This window comes from Flavobacterium sp. Arc2 (genome assembly GCF_041431385.1).
Classification (GTDB): Bacteria; Bacteroidota; Bacteroidia; order Flavobacteriales; family Flavobacteriaceae; genus Flavobacterium.
This window is the reverse complement of the sequence record NZ_JASMRH010000025.1, coordinates 1-19,419: the sequence shown is the minus strand read 5'-3', so window position 1 is coordinate 19,419 and position 19,419 is coordinate 1. Positions and strand designations below refer to the sequence as shown.

Sequence of the window (19,419 nt, the reverse complement as noted above, 5' to 3'; positions counted from 1 at the left end):
TTCGCACAGCATGAGGAAATACCGTCTCGCATAAATTTTTCGTTAATCCGATAGCGCGGATTTGCAACCCGCTCTGCGAAGTATAAATCAGTCGCAACAGCAAAATTCAATCGTGATCGCTCTGCGAAGCCAGCTCCACGAAGTATAAACAAGTCGCAACAGCTAAATACAATCATGACTGCTCTGCGAAGTCTCCTGACTTCGCAGCCACTCTAATAATCGACAAACACAAGACTTAAACTACCCGAACAACCTTAGCAAAAGAGCTAGGGCTATTTACGATCTTTTTTCATAATTTTGCAGCTTCATTGTAATACAACTCAATCTCAAAATAGCCATGTATAAAAAAATTACTTTTCTAGTTCTAATAACAATTTTCGTTTCCTGTAAAAAAACGGATTCAGATGATTCAGATAAAAACGAAAAAGATAAAATAAAAACGGCACGTTGGATGCAAGGGCAATGGGAAAACAAATCTACTGACGGAACACTTACCGAAACTTGGAAAAAAGTAAACGACAGTACTTACAATGGGCAATCTTTTTTTCTAAAAGGAAAAGACACCATTCATTATGAAACAATCGTCTTGCAACAAATAGAAGAGCAATTAAGTTATAACACTAATATAAGAGGCCAAAACCAAGATAAACCAGTTGCCTTCGTTCTTACGGAAACGAAAGAAAACCAACTTGTTTTTGAAAACCCAAAACATGATTATCCGCAAAAAATCAGTTATACTAAAGTTTCTAAAGACAGCCTTGTCGCTGAAATATCAGGCATACAATCAGGTCAACCCAGTTCTGAAAAATATATTATGATTCGAACTAAGTAAGCAACTACTGCACGTTATAGAAACGGCCTCGCTTGAATACAGCGGGGCCATTTTTATAATCGACCGTCAAGAAGAAAAGGTTCTTTAGCCTAAAATTATGAATGGCCTTTCAATCGATCCAGCAATTGTCAATTATCCAACGGTCATACTAATACAATCAGGAAAACCTTAAAACACGTATTGAAATAAGTTATTTCAAAACTAATGGGTAGCTAACATCATATTTTAAATTTGATTATTTTCTTAATGCTTCTTTCAAAACCCAAGTAGACCTTTCCCTACAGAAATTCTGTTTTTTATGAATTATTTACAATTGTTATTTTTGTAGGGTTTTAATAGTGGGCTATATTTACTATCTCAAATAAAAACTATCAAAAATGAAATACGATACTATACTAGAAACCATTGGCCATACTCCTCACGTTAAAATTAATCGATTATTTGGACCTAATCATAATGTTTGGATTAAATTAGAAAGAGCAAATCCTGGCGCAAGCATAAAAGACAGAATCGCTTTGTCCATGATTGAAGACGCAGAGAAAAAAGGATTACTGGAAAAAGACAGCGTTATTATCGAGGCGACCTCGGGAAATACCGGAATTGGTTTAGCCATGGTAGCAGCGGTAAAAGGCTACAGATTAATTTTGGTAATGCCAGAATCCATGTCGGTCGAAAGAAGACGATTAATGAGTATTTATGGTGCCGAATTCGTATTAACACCACGCGAGAAAGGAATGAACGGAGCCATAGCAAAAGCGAAGGAACTGTCTGAAGAGCTACCTAATGCCTGGTTACCGCTTCAATTTGACAATCCGGCCAACATTGAAATTCACAAAACAACGACCGCACAAGAAATCATCAAAGACTTTCCTGATGGTTTAGATTACATGATTACGGGTGTAGGAACAGGTGGCCATATCACAGGTTGTGCTGAAATCCTGAAAAAATATTACCCAAATCTTAAAGTTTTTGCCGTAGAGCCAGAAGCTTCTCCAGTTATTAGCGGCGGCGCTCCTGGTCCCCATCCTATTCAAGGTATTGGCGCAGGATTTATACCAACCAATTTACACACAGCACTTCTGGATGGAGCCATACAGGTAAGTAAAGACGAAGCCTACGATTATACACGAAGAGCTGCCAAAGAAGAAGGAATCTTAGTAGGAATTTCTTCGGGCGCTTCCTTAGCAGCGGTAGCCAAAAAACTTTCTGAAATTCCTGAAAATGCTAAAGTCCTTACTTTTTGCTACGATACTGGAGAACACTATTTGAGTGTAGAAGGACTTTTTGAATAAAAAAAACTTAAAAAAAGTAACAATAAACAAGAAGCCGATTTGTGAAAGCAAGTCGGTTTTTTTATGTCGGTTTTCTGGGCATGCCCCTGCTTCCACTAGCGTTTCAGCAGAGTCAGGCTGTACGCTACAATCTTTGTTACACTCCGTTTCACAAAGGATTTCCACTGCCATCCTTCATGCAAAACAGTCGTTAACCTGACATGAGCTTTGAAAATAAAACACGCAAATTCTCTTGAAACGATCGTATTAAAACAAGAGAGTAGAAACATGAAGTTACCATTCTGATAGAAAGGCCCAACCGACAATAGATCGTAGCCTTCCTTCTTGTGGAAATAAAAGAATTATAGCTGATTTTTGAAAACAAGAAACCTAATTTCCTAAAAACAAATCGTGCTACGAACTGAACAAAAAAAGTTCTACCCTTGAAAGGAACGTTCTTACTTGAACACAGCAAATTATTTTTTTATTGCGAAAAAGTTGAGCTAATCCAACAAGTTACTACTCGAGCCTCTACTACACTGACAAACAAAAACCTACCTTAATTAGTTGCAAATAAAATAACGTATATTTGAATAGTAAGCCATCTACTATAAACTAGTGTCGGCTAGTGAGAGTTTTATATAGAAACTCGAACGTTAGCGCGAGTAAGGAATAATTGCGAAACAGCTAAGTAATCTGACCTATTATTGGTCGACCCTGATTGTAGTAATGTGAAAAAGAACTTAAAGAAGTACATACCGAGGTTAGAAATTCTTGCTTAATTATGCTTTACCAAAGAAAAGTACAACTAGAGAATTACAATAAAGGCATATAGATTTGGAACAAATGAAAGTAATAATAATCTAAAGAAGCTTTATGAAATCTAAAGATAAAGACCAAGAGAAGCATCAAGAGGAATTAGAGAAAACATCAGAAGAAATAGATAGTGTCGATGAGTATCGCGATATTTTAAGCCATGTTATTCGCGAAGGTGAAGAGATATTCAAAATAAATAACAGGGCTATAACGCTCAGTGCTATAATTGCGGGACTCGAAATAGGGTTCAGTTATTTCTTAATCTGTAGTCTTTATTACTTATTGTCTGGAACAATGACTGAAAACACTATTTTCAAACTTTTTAGCTTGGTTTATCCCATAGGATTCATTTTTGTCGTTTTAGGGAAGTCAGCACTTTTTACGGAGCAAACATCCGTTTTAACCATTCCCGTACTAAATAGACAACGCACGATCTGGGAGTTACTGCGAGTTTGGGGATTAGTTATTTTAGGCAACCTAGTTGGAGGTATTTTATTTACCCTATCTATAAGTCTGCTTGCACCACATTTAAACTTATTCACACATGAAACAATGGTAAAAATAGGGAGTCATGTAGTTCACTATGATGCTTGGGTTCTTTTTTTAAGTGCAATAGTTGCTGGCTGGCTAATGGGTTTATTAAACTGGTTAATAAACAGCGTCACAAACTCACTAACTCGTATTTTTCTCATTTTCATGATAACTGGTGTCATCGGTTTTGGAGGTTTTCACCACAGTATCGTTGGTAATATTGAGGTTTTTGGAGCTTTTTTACATTCAAACACAATTACACTTTTAGACTACCTAGCGTTTTTGTCTTTAGCCTTAGTGGGAAATGCCATTGGTGGCGCCGTAGTAGTGGGACTTTTCAAGTACAGAATTTTCGAATCAAATAATATGAAATAAAACTACTACTCACTCTAATAAGTCGTAGATCATAAGGTTTGTGCTTGCTCTGCCAATTATCTGATATCTCAACAAAAAATGTAGATTAAAAAAGAAAATGGGTACGAGCTTAGTAGAGTTCGCAACATATCCTACCAATACTATTTTCATTTTCGAAAATACTTCCGGCTACCATGATGCACCTTTTAGTCACCAGCGTAAAAACAAGAGTAAGTCCTAAAAACTATTGTGCCTTAGCGTCTTCACAGCAAAACCATCCCCGTTCATAACTCCTGAAGATTTCATTTCCATTCCAACTTCTAAATTCCTAATTTGCGGCTTCAAATCAACAAGAGAAAATGAAGGTCTGTATTGCCGAAAAACCAAGTGTAGCAAGAGAAATCGCATCCGTTTTAGGAGCTAATACCAAACATGATGGCTATTATGAAGGCAATGGTTATGCGGTAACCTATACCTTTGGGCATTTATGTACCTTAAAAGAACCTAACGACTACAAATCCTATTGGAAAAGTTGGGATTTGAATAACCTACCTATGCTTCCCGAAAAATTTGAAACCAAAGTGGTGGAGAATTCGGGTATCCAAAAGCAATTTAGAATTATAAAAAGTCTATTTGACAAAGCGGAGTTAGTTATCAACTGCGGGGATGCGGGACAAGAAGGAGAACTCATTCAGCGCTGGGTAATGAACGAAGCCAATTATAAAGGCGAAGTACAACGCCTATGGATTTCTTCCTTAACTACCGAAGCCATCAAAGAGGGTTTTGAAAACTTAAAACCATCTGCCAACTACGATAATTTATACTATGCTGGATTTTCCAGAGCCATAGGCGACTGGTTACTAGGGATGAATGCAACCCGTTTGTACACCGTAAAACATGGTGGTTACAAACAAGTGTTGTCCATTGGACGTGTACAAACGCCTACCCTAGCAATGGTTGTAGATCGCTGGAAAGAAATAGAAAATTTCAAACCGCAACCCTACTGGGAGTTGCAAACATTATACAGAGACACGCTTTTTAGTTATGAAGAAGGCCGCTTTTTGAAAAAAGAAGACGGAGAACTTCTGGCGAATAAAGTAAAAGAAAGTGATTTTGAAATTGTATCAATCGAAAAAAAGAAAGGAAATGAATTTGCGCCTAAGCTTTTTGATTTAACAGGCTTGCAGGTGTATTGCAATACCAAGTTTGGATTTTCGGCAGAGGAAACTTTGAAAATTGCCCAAACCTTATACGAACAAAAAGTAGTCACTTATCCCAGAGTGGATACCACGTTTTTACCCAATGACATCTACCCGAAAGTGGCTGGTATTTTGCAAAAGCTAACTAATTATGCTGCTTTAACAGAACCTCTTTTAGGGAAGAAAATAAAGAAATCCACTAAGGTTTTCAACGATAAAAAAGTCACAGATCACCATGCGATTATCCCAACAGGAATTCAGAGTAATTTGCAGTACAATCAGCAACAGGTGTATGACATTATTACCAAGCGTTTTATTGCCGTTTTTTATGATGATTGTTCGGTAGCAAATACCACCGTGATAGGAAAAGCGGCTGATGTACATTTTAAAACTACTGGAAAAGTAATCTTAAAAAAAGGATGGCGCGTCGTTTTTGAAAACCCCGATGCTAAAGAAAAAGAAGCTGATTTATTGCCTGACTTTGTGAAAGGAGAAAGAGGCCCACACCAACCCTCCTTTTTAGAAAAGGAAACCAAAGCACCTAATCAGTTTACGGAGGCGACCTTATTGCGTGCGATGGAAACTGCAGGGAAACAGGTTGATGATGAAGATTTACGGGAACTGATGAAAGAAAATGGTATTGGGCGTCCATCAACACGAGCGAATATTATCGAAACGCTTTTTAAACGCCAGTATATTGTAAGAAATAAAAAACAGGTTTTACCAACGCCAACGGGAATTCAATTGATTGACACCATTCAAAATGATATGGTAAAGTCGGCAGAATTGACGGGCTCTTGGGAAAAGCAGTTAAAAGATATTGAAAAAGGAACGTTTACCGCTGCTGCGTTTATCAACAACATGAAACGTATGGTCGATGCTTTGGTATATGAAGTACGAAGTGAAACTACCCGTGCTAATATTTCGCATGAAGGAAGTATTCAAAAACAAGAAGCCAAAGTCGAGAAAAAGAAAGCAGCAGGAATCGCAGCTGAAGTTTGTCCGAAATGCAAAAAAGCAACACTTTTAAAAGGAAAATCAGCTTATGGCTGTGCTAATTATAAAGCGGGTTGTGATTTTGTACTGCCATTTACTTTTGCAGAGAAAAAAATATCAGAGAACCAATACTTGCGCTTACTTCAAAAAGGATCTACAGTCAATTTAAAAGAGTTTAAAACAGCTGCTGGAACAGTAGAAGGTTTACTGCGTTTTGATGAAAACTTCAAACTCAAATTAGAAGCTAAAAAGACAGCCGCTCCTACTCCAGCAGCAGAAAAAAAAGCTCCCTCGGATGCCTTAGCTTGTCCAAAATGTCAAAAAGGAACAGTCATCAAAGGGAATACAGCTTATGGTTGCAGCGATTATAAATCAGGATGTGATTTTAAAGTTACTTTTGATGTGGTCAGAGAAAAATTGAAAGATCAAAAACCAACTAAAGAATTGGTTTACAAGATTCTGAAAGAAAAAAGCTAAAAAAGCCCTAGTTCACTATCCAATTTGCAAACTAACTTTAGAGCCTTGCCTATAGGACTCTTTTGTACCACGAAGTTTATTAAGAATAACCATTCTTACTACTTGACAACTCATCCCTAAAAATAAACAGTTCGGAACTATTTTTTTTATAAAATCAACTTATTCCACGAAGTTTGATCCATAGAACATAAAGAAAATTAAAATGGAACAGACTATTAAGATTTTAATTTACATTCACGCCTTTTTTGGCGGAATTGGATTAATTACGGGAATTGGAAGTATTGTGGTTAAGAAAGGGGGCAATTTACATCGTAGAATGGGAAAACTATTCTCAATAGGAATGATAACTAGTTCTGCATTATCATTACCCATTTGCTGGATGCCAAAACACCAAAATTTATTTTTATTTCTAATTGGGATATTTACTATTTATATGGTTATATCAGGTAATCGCGCCTTAACTTTTAAGTCAAAAAACAAAGCAGATTTCATAGATAAATTAATATCAGGAGTCATGTTGTTTCTTTCGATAGTTATGATTTTCATCGGAATTTATTTTGTTTCGAATAAGACAACAAACGGAATCTTATTTGCCTTTTTTGGTGGTTTTGGATTATTTATGACAGTCAAAGATTTCCAGTTTTTTAGAAACTTTTCGAAAACAAAAAACAATTGGCTTACAAAACATATCGGAAAAATGATTGGCGCATTAATCGCTTCCATCACCGCTTTTATCGTCGCGGGACTAGGAATTGGGAATTTAATTACTTGGATTACTCCCTCCATTATTGGAACACTTTATATCATTTATTTGAACCAAAAAATTAAATCAAAAAGCAAATTCCAAGAAATCATTCGATAAAAAAAGCTCTTAGAGATCTTTTTAGACGAGCTTTTTTTTAGGAAACTAATGCAATACTTAAGACCTTCTGATCAACCAAGCCAAGTATATCAAAAACACAATCGATCACGAATTAAATACAGAGTGAACCTCTCTTTCTAAAACCTTGCCTTCAAGCAAGGTTTTTTTTTATGTTCTAAATTACTGTAATCCATTTAGTTAAAAAATTTATTTTTATTTGATCTAAATAACTATTGTTAAATAAAAATTAAAATATAGATTTGCGCTATTCTTATTAAATCTAAATAAGAACAATTACACATTTAACTTTAATTAATTTTTACCATGATCTATTTGCATAAAAAAGTACCCACACTCCTATTTCTCCTTAGCTTATACATGATTTCTCTAAACTCCACGTTTGCACAGCAAGTTACTGCTTCCATAAAAGGAACGGTCTTAACCAATACCAGCAAAGCAGCCGAAGGGGTTTCGATAAAGCTGAAAGGGGAAAACAAAACCACAATCACAGATAATGACGGTGTCTTTATTCTTAAAAACCTAACAGCAGGAAAACACACCGTAGTAGTAAGTTTAATAGGAAATAATGATATTGAGAAAGAGGTAAGTATTACCAATGAAGAAACAGCAATTGTTAACATCCAACTTTCTTTATCAAATACCGAATTGAATCAAGTCGTTATTTTAAGCAATAAAAGTGCTTTTAAAACCAATAGAATTTCCTCTTCATTACGACTACAGTCCCCTATTATTGAAATTCCACAAAACATTCAGGTAATTACTGGTAAACTGATTAATGACCAACAAATTTTTAATATGCTGGAAGGTGTTACTCGTAACGTCAGTGGAGCTACCAGAGTAGAGCATTGGGACAATTATGCTAATATCACCATGAGAGGGAGTCAAGTTGCCGCTTTTAGGAATGGTATGAATATCAGTTCAACATGGGGGCCACTTACGGAAGACATGAGCATGGTGGAACGCATCGAATTTGTAAAAGGCCCAGCCGGCTTTATGTTGGCCAACGGAAACCCAAGTGGTTTTTATAATGTAGTAACTAAAAAACCAAGCGGACGTACTAAAGGAGAAGCAAGTTTAACTTTAGGAAGTTTTGATATGTACAGAGGTACATTAGATTTTGACGGGAAATTAACCAATAATGGAAAATTACTGTACAGAATTAATGTAATGGGAGAAAAGAAAGGCAGCTACCGTGATTTTGATTTTAATGACCGCTATAGTTTTGCCCCTGTTTTAAAATATCTATTTTCAGACAAGACAGCAGTAACATTAGAGTACACACAACAATTTTCTAAAGTAAATGCAGTTGGGTCTAACTATTCTTATTCACATAAAGGATATGCAGATTTGCCTAGAAGCTTCTCAACATCTGAAGCTAATTTAGATCCTACAAAAATGACAGAAAGAAATATTTTTGCCATTGTAGAACATAAAATAAATGATAACTGGAAATTTACAGCCCAATCTTCTTACCTAAACTACAAACAAGAAGGACTTTCATTATGGCCCAATGGTTTTGATAGTACAAATAAAGCTATCCTTAAACGCGCTGGAAGTATTTGGGATATTTTAGGAAAAATCTATGTGGGACAAGCGTATGTAAATGGTGAAGTTAAAACGGGAGCTCTTTCTCATAAAATTTTATCTGGGATTGACTTAAGCGATAAAACATTTTATCATGACTGGATGCAATACTTTAGCATGCCTGATCTAGACATCTATAATCCGGTACACGGAACATTAGCTGCCTCTCCTACTTTTGACAGAAGTAAGAATATTGAAGACAGAGGAGTAAAATACCAAAACAATTATAAAGCACTTTATGTACAAGATGAATTAGGTTTCTTTGACAACAACTTGCGATTGACTTTAGCAGGAAGATATACTGTGCTTAAAGCGGCAAACTATTACTCTGGAGATACTAAAAACAGCAGGTTTACACCAAGAGTAGGTTTGAGTTATTCCTTTAATAAAAACACATCTGCCTATTTTGTAAACGATCAATCTTTTAATGAAAACTACGGCGTTGATTGGCAAGCGAATTCATTTAATCCTGAGACAGGTGGAAATATCGAATTTGGATTAAAAAGAGACTGGTTGAACGGAAAATGGAATTCAGTTGTTTCTGCATACCAAATCACAAAGAATAATGTGCTAACTGCTGATGCAGAGCATTCTACGGCAGCAATGCAATATAGCAGAGAAAGTGGACAGCAAAAAGTAAAAGGTCTTGAGGTAGATATTAGAGGAGAAATCTTTAATAATTTAGATCTTATCCTAAACTATGCTTTCACAGAAGGAAAAACAACTAGAGATAGCGATGCTTCTCTGGTAGGGACGCAAGTTCCAGGAAGCACTAAGCACATTCAGAACGCTTGGTTAAATTACAAAATAGATAAAGGAACATTTAGCGGAGTTGGTGTTTCATTAGGATACCAATATCAGGTAAAAAGAGCACCTTGGTTCATTTCGAATGGCAATACTGCTAGCCTACCTGATTACTATAGAGTAGATGGAGGTTTATCGTATCAAAGAAAAAAAGTAACTATAAACCTGACTGTCAATAATATTTTGAACAAATATTTATACTCGGGAGGCTATTACAGCTATACCGATATGTACTACTGGCAAACAGAGGCAGGTACCAATGCTAGAGTTACTGTAGCCTACAAATTCTAATTTTAGAGACAATCTATCACCCTTTAACTCCGCTTATTTCAAGCGGAGTTATTATAATTTTTACATCACATGAAAATGACATTCAAAAAAACTGTTGGCGTAGTACACCTCTGGTTGGGTTTATCCTCTGGAATAATTGTTTTTATCGTTGCCATAACTGGTTGTTTATACGCCTTTCAAGAAGAAATTCAAAACCTAACTGAAGATTATCGATTTGTAACAGAGCAGCAATCCCCATTTTTGCCTCCCTCTAAATTAGTTGTAATTGCCCAGGAACAGCTTCCTGGAAAAAATCTGCATGCCTTAAAGTACAATACAAAAACAGATGCCGTAGAAGCTATATTTTTTCATTATGAACCCAGTTATTACTACACTAGCTATTTAAATCCCTACACGGGTAAAGTGATTAAAACGGTCAATAATGAAGAAGGATTCTTTCATTTTATCTTAGATGGTCACTTTTATTTATGGTTGCCATACGCTATTGGTCAAGTTGTAGTAGCGAGTGCCACATTGCTGTTTTTACTATTGATTATCACTGGGTTTGTACTTTGGTATCCAAAAAATAAAAATGCTGCCAAACAACGCTTTTCGTTTAAGTGGAAAAAGGGAATGAAATGGAAGAGAAAAAATTATGACTTACATAATGTTACTGGTTTCTATGTTTTGATCATTGCTTTTATTTTTGCCGTAACAGGCTTAGTTTGGGGTTTTCAATGGTTTGCTTTCTCTTATTATACAGTAATGGGAGGCGAAAAATCATTACTATATGAAGAACCTGCATCAAAGATAAATACGGCTAATGGTACAATTGAAAACCCATTAGATATAGTTTGGAAACAAATGGTCCGTGAATATCCCGAAGCAGAATCCATAGAAGTACATCCTCCAGAGAGTCCTACTTCATCCATTGCTGCGAATGCCAATTCCAAGAAAGCAACTTACGGCACCATTGACTACCGCTATTTTGATCAGTTTACTTTAGAGGAAATTCAGGTAAACCATATTTGGGGTCGATTGAAAAATGATACTACTGCCGATAAATTGCTGAAATTAAATTATGACATTCACACTGGTGGCATCTTTGGCTTAGCCGGAAAAATATTTGCCTTTTTAATTAGTCTTCTCATTGCCACGCTACCAGTAACGGGTTTTTTTATTTGGTGGGGACGATATAAAAAAAGAAATAAGAATAAAAAAAAGCCACTAAACTAAAAAAAACAGTCTTTTTATCCTTTTAAAAAACTGAAAAACAACCCCTTAAAAACTTTATTTGTATTTAATCTAAATAAGTTTTGTAAATTCAAAACAGGATTATATATTTGCATCGTTATTTTTAATTATTCCAAATAAACAGTTATGAGCAGTCGAATTACAATACTAGTTATCTTATTTTTTACTTCATTTTTTATAAATGCACAAGACCACGGAATCATCGAAGGAAAAATACTTTCTGCTGATGGATATCCACTTTCAGGAATTGCCATCAAATTAGGTAAGGAAGCAAAAACAACTGAAACGAATATCAAAGGCGAGTTTAAATTCTCTAATTTCCCTGTAGGAAGTCACACTATAACTCTTGAAGGTGTTGGGATGAAAAAACAATCTAAAGAGATTAAAGTTTTGGCCAACCAAACAAATTTTGTAGAATTCAGATTAATTGAAGACATCACTACCCTAAAGGAATTAGTGATTAAAATTAAGCAAACTCCGAACAAGAAAAAAGAAACCGTTTTATCTGGTCTGGACATAAAGCCAATAGATTTGCCTCAAAGCATTCAAATAGTAGGACATCAAGTTATAGCACAACAGCAATCGGTACGATTGAGCGATGTTATTCGAAATGTGAATGGTGTATATGTTGGTTCAGCCCGTGGTGGCGCTCAGGAATCATTCTGGTCTAGAGGATACGATATGTCTTCCAATAATATGTTTAAAAACGGTTTCCGTTTTAGCAATGGTTCCCTTCCAGAAGTATCTTCTTTGGAAAGAATAGAAGTACTTAAAGGAAGTGCTGCCCTGTTATTTGGAAACGTAGCTCCAGGAGGTATTTTGAATATGGTTACAAAAAAACCTTCTTTTAAAAGCGGAGGAGAAATTAGCATGCAAATGGGAAGCAACGCCTTCTACAAGCCATCTATTGATATTTATGGCCCTTTAAATAATACTATCGCTTATCGATTTACAGGTTCTTACGAAAACTCAGAAAGCTTCAGGGATGTTGTAAAAAAAGAACGTTACTACGTTAACCCATCGCTACTTTTCAAAGTAAGTGACAAAACCGAAATTGTATTACAAGGAGATTATTTACACGACGATTGGACCCCAGATTTTGGAACTGGAATGATTGGAAAAGAAATCGCTGATGTACCTAGAAATACTTATTTAGGTGCTACATGGTCTAACGGTCAAACAAGACAAGCCAGCGTTTCAGGATTAGTGAAACATGAATTTAACGATGATTGGAAACTGAATTTCAACTCTTCTTTTCAAAACTACGAAAGAACATCTAAAGGTACAGAGCGTATCCAACCGGAAGATAACGGGTACTGGAAAAGACCTTTAGGACAGAACAAAAATCTTGAACAAATACTAGGCGAACAAATTAGCTTACAAGGAAATTTTAATACTGGAACGATAAAGCACCAACTATATACAGGTGTTGATTTTGAAAATTCATTTACGCAAAATTATACTTATGCATTCTCACCAAACACTTATGGTAGCGGTAACATTTTTAATTTTGATAATTTTGATCAAGGTGGAGCAATTCCAGATGCTACAAATACTAAAATAATAAAAACAGACACTAATCGATTCGGAATCTATGCGCAAGATTTAATTTCCCTTACTGACAAATTCAAAGTATTGGCAGGATTGCGTTGGTCATGGCAGGAAGCTCAGGCTGAAACGTATGATTTAACTAAAACGCCAACTACAGTTAAAACCGATGCAAAACGTATTGATCAAGCTTTTACTCCTAAGTTAGGTCTTGTTTATCAACCTACTCAAGACATCGCCCTATTTGCTAGTTATTCTAATTCTTTTACTCCAAACTCAGGTACAACAGTAGACTTAAAAGTGATTAAACCTTCTTTAATTGACCAATATGAAGTGGGAATCAAAAAAGATTTCTGGAACGGAATATTATCAACTAATGTTACTTTATACCAAATTGAGAATAGCAATCTAGCGCAAACAGCAGAGCTTAGAGCTGACGGAACATTTAACACTGATTCAAGCATAAAAGTTTTGAGTGGTGCAACAAAAAGTAAAGGAGTAGAACTAGACATCACAGCTCGACCTACTGAAGGTTTGCGCATAATGGCAGGTTATAGCTACAATGACATGCGATATACAAAAACCTCTGGCGGTGACGGAAGTTTTATTGTAGGAGACCGTCTAGCAAGAACACCAGCAAACACAGCTAATTTTAGCTTTTTCTACACCTTGCCAACAGGAATATTAAAAGGCTTCTCAATCGGTTCATCAGCAAATTATATAGGGAATCGTGTAGCTGGATGGAACAACCAAATCTTAATTGATCCAGACACTCAAGTTAAAACCCTTAGAGACCGACAAGTACCCATAAATGATTACACTACTGTAGATATATCTGCCGGTTATGAATGGGGTAAATTCGCTATCTTATGTAAATTATCGAACGTAGCAAACGTTTTAAACTACACCGTTCACGAGAATTACAGTGTAAATCCAATTGCTCCGCGCCAAGTAATGACATCATTAAAATATAAGTTCTAATTAAACCCTTTTTTACTTATAAAGTCCGAACAAAAAACTAGAGAAACTTCATGAAAAAAAAGACCTTCAGAAATTTACATAGAGACTTAGGCTATTTCTATATTGGGCTCATCGTTTCCTTTGCTTTATCAGGGCTTATGATGAATCACCGCGACATGTGGCATCCGGAAAAATATACCACTGAGACCAAAGCTATTGAAGTAACGCTGCCGCAAGAAAGCGAAATCAACGAAGAATTTGCTAAAGATTTAGGCAAGAAACTTGGGATTGAAGACAAAATGAGACGTCAAATGGTCAAAAAAGGAATGTTTAAAATCTCTTTTGAAAAGCATGATGTCGAAATTGACTTGAAAACTGGAAAAGGAGAGATTGTTTCTTTCATAAAAACGCCAATCATCAGTCAGTCCATGAGTTTACATAAAAACACTTCTAATTTCTGGATTTATTATTCTGACATTTTTGCCCTTAGTCTAATTATCATTGCTCTAAGCGGAACCATAATGGTGAAAGCAGGTAAATTTAGTTGGAAACAACGTGGTTGGAAACTGGCCGTCGCAGGAATTCTATTTCCATTAATATTCTTGTTTTTATTGGCTTAAAAAGATAAAATCAGACACAAAAAAAATCCGTAATAGTGTATACATTATTACGGATTTTTCTGTTAATGACTATTTTAAATCCACTTTAAAACACTCGAATCATTTCAATTCCTTTCTCAGTAAGCAATGCTTCAAGATTAGCGTATTGATTAGGATCATATTTTTCAATTCCGCTTTGATACCAGTTTGAAATTATATTTAACTGAAAAATTGTGTAGCCTTCATCATCAATATCAAAACCGCACATACCAGCAACTAGAAAATCTTCTAAAACTTTTTCAGTTAAAATTCGTTTTGGAATTCCATAACAAATTAAACCATTCCAACTTTCATAATCTAATCGGCCCGATTTAAACCCTGCAACAAATGCTTTATTTTTTTTTCCTTCAAAACTTAGCAGTGGATTTATACCTATAGAGTATCCATCAAAATAGCCTTTCCTATAAGTGGAACTAAATAATTCTTTCATATGATTATTGATGTGGTATTTACAATATAAAAAGCAAAAATATAAAACAATAGATCAGAAATAACACATAAATCGTTTAAGAGGAAAAATATCCTTTGAAATACAATAGCCATGTCGTTCGTCGATAAAACAGTAACTACCAAGCTATTAAAAAATAGTGGACTAGTCCTATTTCAGCAGTCGCTTGTAAACAAAAACCCCATCTTGTTAAAAACAAGATGGGGTTTAGAATAGTATAATACATTTTTCTTTACTTCAATCCGGCTAAACTTTGCTCGATTGTTTCAATTTTCGCTAAAGCATCAGCTTCTTTTTGTCTTTCATTTGCCAAAACTTTCTCTGGAGCTCCATTTACAAATTTCTCATTAGACAGTTTTCCTTGTACTGATTTCAAGAAACCTTTTGTATAATTCAATTCTGCAGTTAATTTCGCAACCTCTTCCTCTACGTTGATGTTTCCAGTAATCGGAATAAAATATTCATTCGATTTTACTCTAAACGATAAAGCACCATCTACTTTTTCAGAAACATACTCTAATGCGGTGATGTTTCCTAATTTGGTTACAACCGAATCAAAATAAGTTGAAGCTGAATCGTTATTAATCGCTTTTAACTCAATCGCGTCTTTAAAAGGGATATTCTTGTCTTTACGAATGGTTCTAATTCCAGAAATCACTTCGGCAGCATTTTCAAAGTCGGCAATTAGAGCCGTCTCAAAAGGTTTTAATTCTGGCCAAGTTGAAACAATCAATGCCTCTTCAGGAGTTCTATCTGCTAATATTTGCCAGATTTCTTCCGTCAAGAACGGCATAAAAGGATGCAATACCTTCAAATTATTTTCAAGCATTTCGATTGCTTTCGCAAAAGTAACACTATCAATAGGCTGTTGGTATGCCGGTTTAATCATTTCAAGGAACCAAGAACAGAAATCATCCCAAACTAATTTGTAGGTTCCCATTAATGCTTCTGAAATTCTGTATTTTTCAAAATTATCTTCGATTTCTAAAAGGGTTTGTTGCAATTTAGCTTCATACCATTCGATAGCCACTTTTGAAGATTCTGGTTGCGGAATTGTATCAGATACTTCCCATCCTTTTATCAATTTGAAAGCATTCCATATTTTATTAGTAAACCCTTTCCCTTGGTTACATAATTCTTCATCAAACATGATGTCATTACCTGCAGAAGCGCTTAAAAGCAAACCTACACGAACCCCATCGGCACCAAATTTCTCAATTAAATCTAATGGATCTGGTGAATTCCCTAATGATTTAGACATTTTACGTCTTTGCTTGTCGCGAACTAATCCTGTTAGATACACATTTGTAAATGGTTTTTTACCCGTGTATTCATATCCAGCAATAATCATTCTCGCTACCCAGAAAAACAAAATGTCCGGTCCAGTCACTAAATCATTCGTTGGATAATAGTATTTAAAATCTTCACTTTCTGGATCCATTATTCCGCCAAAAACAGACATTGGCCACAACCAAGAAGAGAACCATGTATCTAATGCATCAACATCTTGTCTCAAATCTTTTGTTTCAAGTTTAATGTTTAATGTTTTCTCACGTGCTAACTTTAAAGCATCTTCTATGTTTTCAGCCACTACAAAATCTTCTTTCCCATCTCCGTAGAAATAAGCTGGAATTTGTTGTCCCCACCACAATTGACGAGAAATATTCCAATCGCGAATATTATTCAACCAGTGCGCATAAGTATTCTCAAAACGTTTAGGATGCAGTTTAATATCTCCGTCTACCAATACAGATTGTATCGCCGGTTTTACTAAATCTTCCATTTTTAAGAACCATTGATCAGATAATCTTGGTTCGATAACAGCTTTGGTTCTTTCAGAAGTTCCTACTTTATTCAAGTGTATTTCTGTTTTTGCAAGCGCACCAATTGTTTCTAATTCTACTGAAACTTCTTCACGAACTACAAAACGGTCTTTTCCTTGGTAATGCAAACCAAAACTATTCATTGTTGCATCTTCATTGAAGATATCAATAATTTCTAAGTTGTGTTTTTCTCCAAGAGTTTTATCGTTCATATCGTGAGCTGGTGTCACTTTCAAACATCCTGTCCCAAATTCAATATCAACATATTCATCTTCAATAATAGGAATCACGCGACCACAAATAGGCACAATCGCTTTTTTACCTCTTAAATGAGCAAAACGTTCGTCATTTGGATTGATACAAATTGCACTATCTCCAAAAATTGTTTCGGGACGTGTTGTAGCAATAGTTAAGAAGTCTTCGCTTCCTTCTATTTTATATTGAATGAAATATAATTTACCTTGTCTTTCTTCAAAAATAACTTCTTCATCAGATAAAGTCGTTTTAGCTTCTGGATCCCAGTTTACCATTCGGTATCCGCGATAAATCAATCCTTTGTTGTATAAATCAACAAAAGAGCGAATTACAGACGCTGACATGTCTGGGTCCATTGTGAACTTTGTCCGTTCCCAGTCACAAGAAGCACCCAGTTTTTTAAGTTGTTCTAAAATTACTCCACCATATTTATCCGTCCAATCGTAAGCATGTTTTAAAAACTCTTCCCGAGATAAATCAGATTTATTGATTCCCTCTGCTTTCAGTTTAGCAACAACCTTGGCTTCGGTGGCGATAGAAGCATGATCCGTACCTGGAACCCAGCACGCATTAAATCCTTTTAGACGTGCTCTTCTAATCAAGACATCTTGAATCGTATTGTTTAACATGTGTCCCATGTGTAAAACTCCGGTAACGTTAGGCGGAGGAATTACTATGGTATATGGCGTTCTATGGTCAGGCTCAGAGTGAAAATAATTATTTTTCATCCAGTAGTCATACCATTTATCTTCAATAGTCTTGGCGTCAAATTGTGCGGGAATTGTCATAAAAAGCAACTGTTAAAACCAAAATTAAACTTTGGTCTGATATTTGTAATTCATATAGGGGACAAAAGTAAATAATTAAGTACACTATAAAAAGCGAAATAAAAATTTGTGCTTTAATTAAAAGAAAGTAAATTTACTTTTTATCTATAAAAAAAATCTTATGAAAAAAATAGCAACAATAATAGCGGTCGTATTCTTTACAAGTATTGGATTTGCCCAGAACGGGCCAAAGATTCAATTCAAAGCAGAAAACAACACCGTTGATTATGGAACCATAACTAAAGGAAAAGATAATGGAGTACGCGTATTTGAATTTACAAATACCGGTAACGCTCCACTTATCATATACGCAGTTCAATCCACTGCTAGTTCTACTATCCTATCAAAACAAACTGATACTGTCTTACCGGGGAAATCAAGTAAAATTGAAGTGAAGTATAACATGGCCGTAGGACCTATCAGAAAAACGATTACGGTAGAATCGAATGCCGTTAATTATGACGAAGGTAGAGTTCCTTTAAAATTAAAAGGAGAAGTAATCGCTAAATAATATTAGTGATACCTTAAAAAAATTAAAACGTTCCTTAATCATTATTTTAAGGAACGTTTTTCGTTTTACAAAATATCGATTAGTTGAAATCTAAATTTTAGCAGTTGATGATCTCTCTCAACCTCTATAGTTATCCATTTATCCTCTTCTGACCTTAACATTGAATTGATTTGCTCAAGAGAATATTTATAGGCTATGTTTTTATTTATGGAAATAATTACATCTCCTTTTAGTAAACCACATTTTGCTGCTGGTGAATTTTTTCTAAGATTGGCAATTTCAAAAACAGGTTTTAATTGAAACTTGTACTTTAAACCAGTAGCCTTTTTATCATCATTGATTTCCACATGATCTACGGTTATTGGAAAAGCACGTAACTGAACAGTCTCCTTAACCCATTGCACGCCTGAATGCCTGATTTCAATTCCACTTTTGTTATAAACAAAAGGAGCAAAATAGCGTCTGTTTTTCTTTAAATATAAAAACTCATTTTGGTAATCAAAAACAACTGAAAATCGTCTTAAAATTTCTCCTCCGATGGACCCTACCCTACCTGGAACCATTGTGACATGTTTTATAGAACTGGAATCCGGGAACGCTACTATAGGTTTGATAAATTTAAAATCAGAAATTAAAAATTCTGAAATTCGAGCTCTTTTTCCTTCCACGTCACCACTAAAGCCTTTACCTAGATAATCATCAAAATTATTTACTGGAACTTTTATTTTATGATTCGCATTTTGAAATAGCCAAATCGCATCACTATTTCCAACATCTATAAGTAATTTTGTAGGAATAAGTTCCGAATCAATAACAACATTAGCATTTACATATGGTTTTGCATCTTCAAGAGTAATAGGAACTTTTTTATATCTCCTTTCAATCCTTCTCCTATTTCTCCTACTGTCTTTGTAAAAGAACACTTTTCTTTTATCGTAATTGATTTCGATTAAATTATTTATAAAAAAAGAAGATCCAATTACGCCATTTACTGGAATTCCTATATGCGAGGACAAATTAAAATTCTGATCGACAATAACATAGCTGGATTCAAGTTACTAATGCAACTTTTTGGTTAAACATATAATTTGGTGTTTCAAAATTAAATCTTTTTCTC

General features: G+C 35.1%; 13 protein-coding genes. 10 read left to right on the top strand and 3 right to left on the bottom strand.

Features of this window, described 5'->3' with window-relative positions:
* Positions 1–337: 337 nt before the first annotated feature.
* The 9 genes from QO182_RS15820 (at position 338) to QO182_RS15780 (ending at position 14,399) form a co-directional block, all read left to right on the top strand.
* On the top strand, positions 338–832 hold the full coding sequence (locus QO182_RS15820; protein ID WP_371562678.1) for a DUF6265 family protein: 495 nt from the start codon (positions 338–340) through the stop codon (positions 830–832).
* A gap of 377 nt (positions 833–1,209) precedes the next feature.
* Positions 1,210–2,124, top strand: a complete 915-nt coding sequence (cysK, locus tag QO182_RS15815; RefSeq protein ID WP_371562676.1) for a cysteine synthase A — start codon at positions 1,210–1,212, stop codon at positions 2,122–2,124.
* Positions 2,125–2,979: 855 nt separating this feature from the next.
* On the top strand, positions 2,980–3,825 hold the full coding sequence (locus tag QO182_RS15810) for a formate/nitrite transporter family protein (RefSeq protein ID WP_371539005.1): 846 nt from the start codon (positions 2,980–2,982) through the stop codon (positions 3,823–3,825).
* Between the two features lie 338 nt (positions 3,826–4,163).
* The gene (locus QO182_RS15805) at positions 4,164–6,476 is read left to right on the top strand and encodes a DNA topoisomerase 3 (RefSeq protein WP_371562675.1); all 2,313 of its coding nucleotides are present in this window, start codon (positions 4,164–4,166) and stop codon (positions 6,474–6,476) included.
* A gap of 202 nt (positions 6,477–6,678) precedes the next feature.
* Positions 6,679–7,338 carry a hypothetical protein gene (locus tag QO182_RS15800; RefSeq protein WP_371539002.1) on the top strand — a complete coding sequence of 220 codons (660 nt, stop codon included), beginning with the start codon at positions 6,679–6,681 and terminating at the stop codon, positions 7,336–7,338.
* 378 nt (positions 7,339–7,716) lie between these two features.
* Positions 7,717–10,038, top strand: a complete 2,322-nt coding sequence (locus QO182_RS15795) for a TonB-dependent siderophore receptor (RefSeq protein WP_371539000.1) — start codon at positions 7,717–7,719, stop codon at positions 10,036–10,038.
* A 75-nt stretch (positions 10,039–10,113) separates the two neighbouring features.
* Positions 10,114–11,253, top strand: a complete 1,140-nt coding sequence (locus tag QO182_RS15790; protein ID WP_371538998.1) for a PepSY-associated TM helix domain-containing protein — start codon at positions 10,114–10,116, stop codon at positions 11,251–11,253.
* A gap of 144 nt (positions 11,254–11,397) precedes the next feature.
* Complete coding sequence (locus tag QO182_RS15785) at positions 11,398–13,800, top strand: TonB-dependent siderophore receptor (RefSeq protein WP_371562672.1); 2,403 nt, start codon at positions 11,398–11,400, stop codon at positions 13,798–13,800.
* 50 nt (positions 13,801–13,850) lie between these two features.
* Positions 13,851–14,399, top strand: a complete 549-nt coding sequence (locus QO182_RS15780; RefSeq protein WP_371538993.1) for a PepSY-associated TM helix domain-containing protein — start codon at positions 13,851–13,853, stop codon at positions 14,397–14,399.
* Between the two features lie 85 nt (positions 14,400–14,484).
* Here the strand turns inward: QO182_RS15780 and QO182_RS15775 are convergent, their stop codons facing one another.
* Positions 14,485–14,868 carry a hypothetical protein gene (locus tag QO182_RS15775; RefSeq protein ID WP_371538991.1) on the bottom strand — a complete coding sequence of 128 codons (384 nt, stop codon included), beginning with the start codon at positions 14,866–14,868 and terminating at the stop codon, positions 14,485–14,487.
* Between the two features lie 250 nt (positions 14,869–15,118).
* On the bottom strand, positions 15,119–17,752 hold the full coding sequence (locus QO182_RS15770; protein WP_371538990.1) for a valine--tRNA ligase: 2,634 nt from the start codon (positions 17,750–17,752) through the stop codon (positions 15,119–15,121).
* Between the two features lie 160 nt (positions 17,753–17,912).
* Here QO182_RS15770 and QO182_RS15765 point away from each other — a divergent pair, with 160 nt between their 5' ends.
* Positions 17,913–18,302, top strand: coding sequence for a DUF1573 domain-containing protein (locus QO182_RS15765; RefSeq protein WP_371538988.1), 390 nt, complete (start codon positions 17,913–17,915; stop codon positions 18,300–18,302).
* A gap of 65 nt (positions 18,303–18,367) precedes the next feature.
* Here QO182_RS15765 and QO182_RS15760 read toward each other — a convergent pair whose 3' ends face one another.
* Entirely contained in the window at positions 18,368–19,318 is a 951-nt protein-coding gene (locus QO182_RS15760) for a PDZ domain-containing protein (RefSeq protein ID WP_371562670.1), read from the bottom strand.
* Positions 19,319–19,419 lie beyond the last annotated feature (101 nt).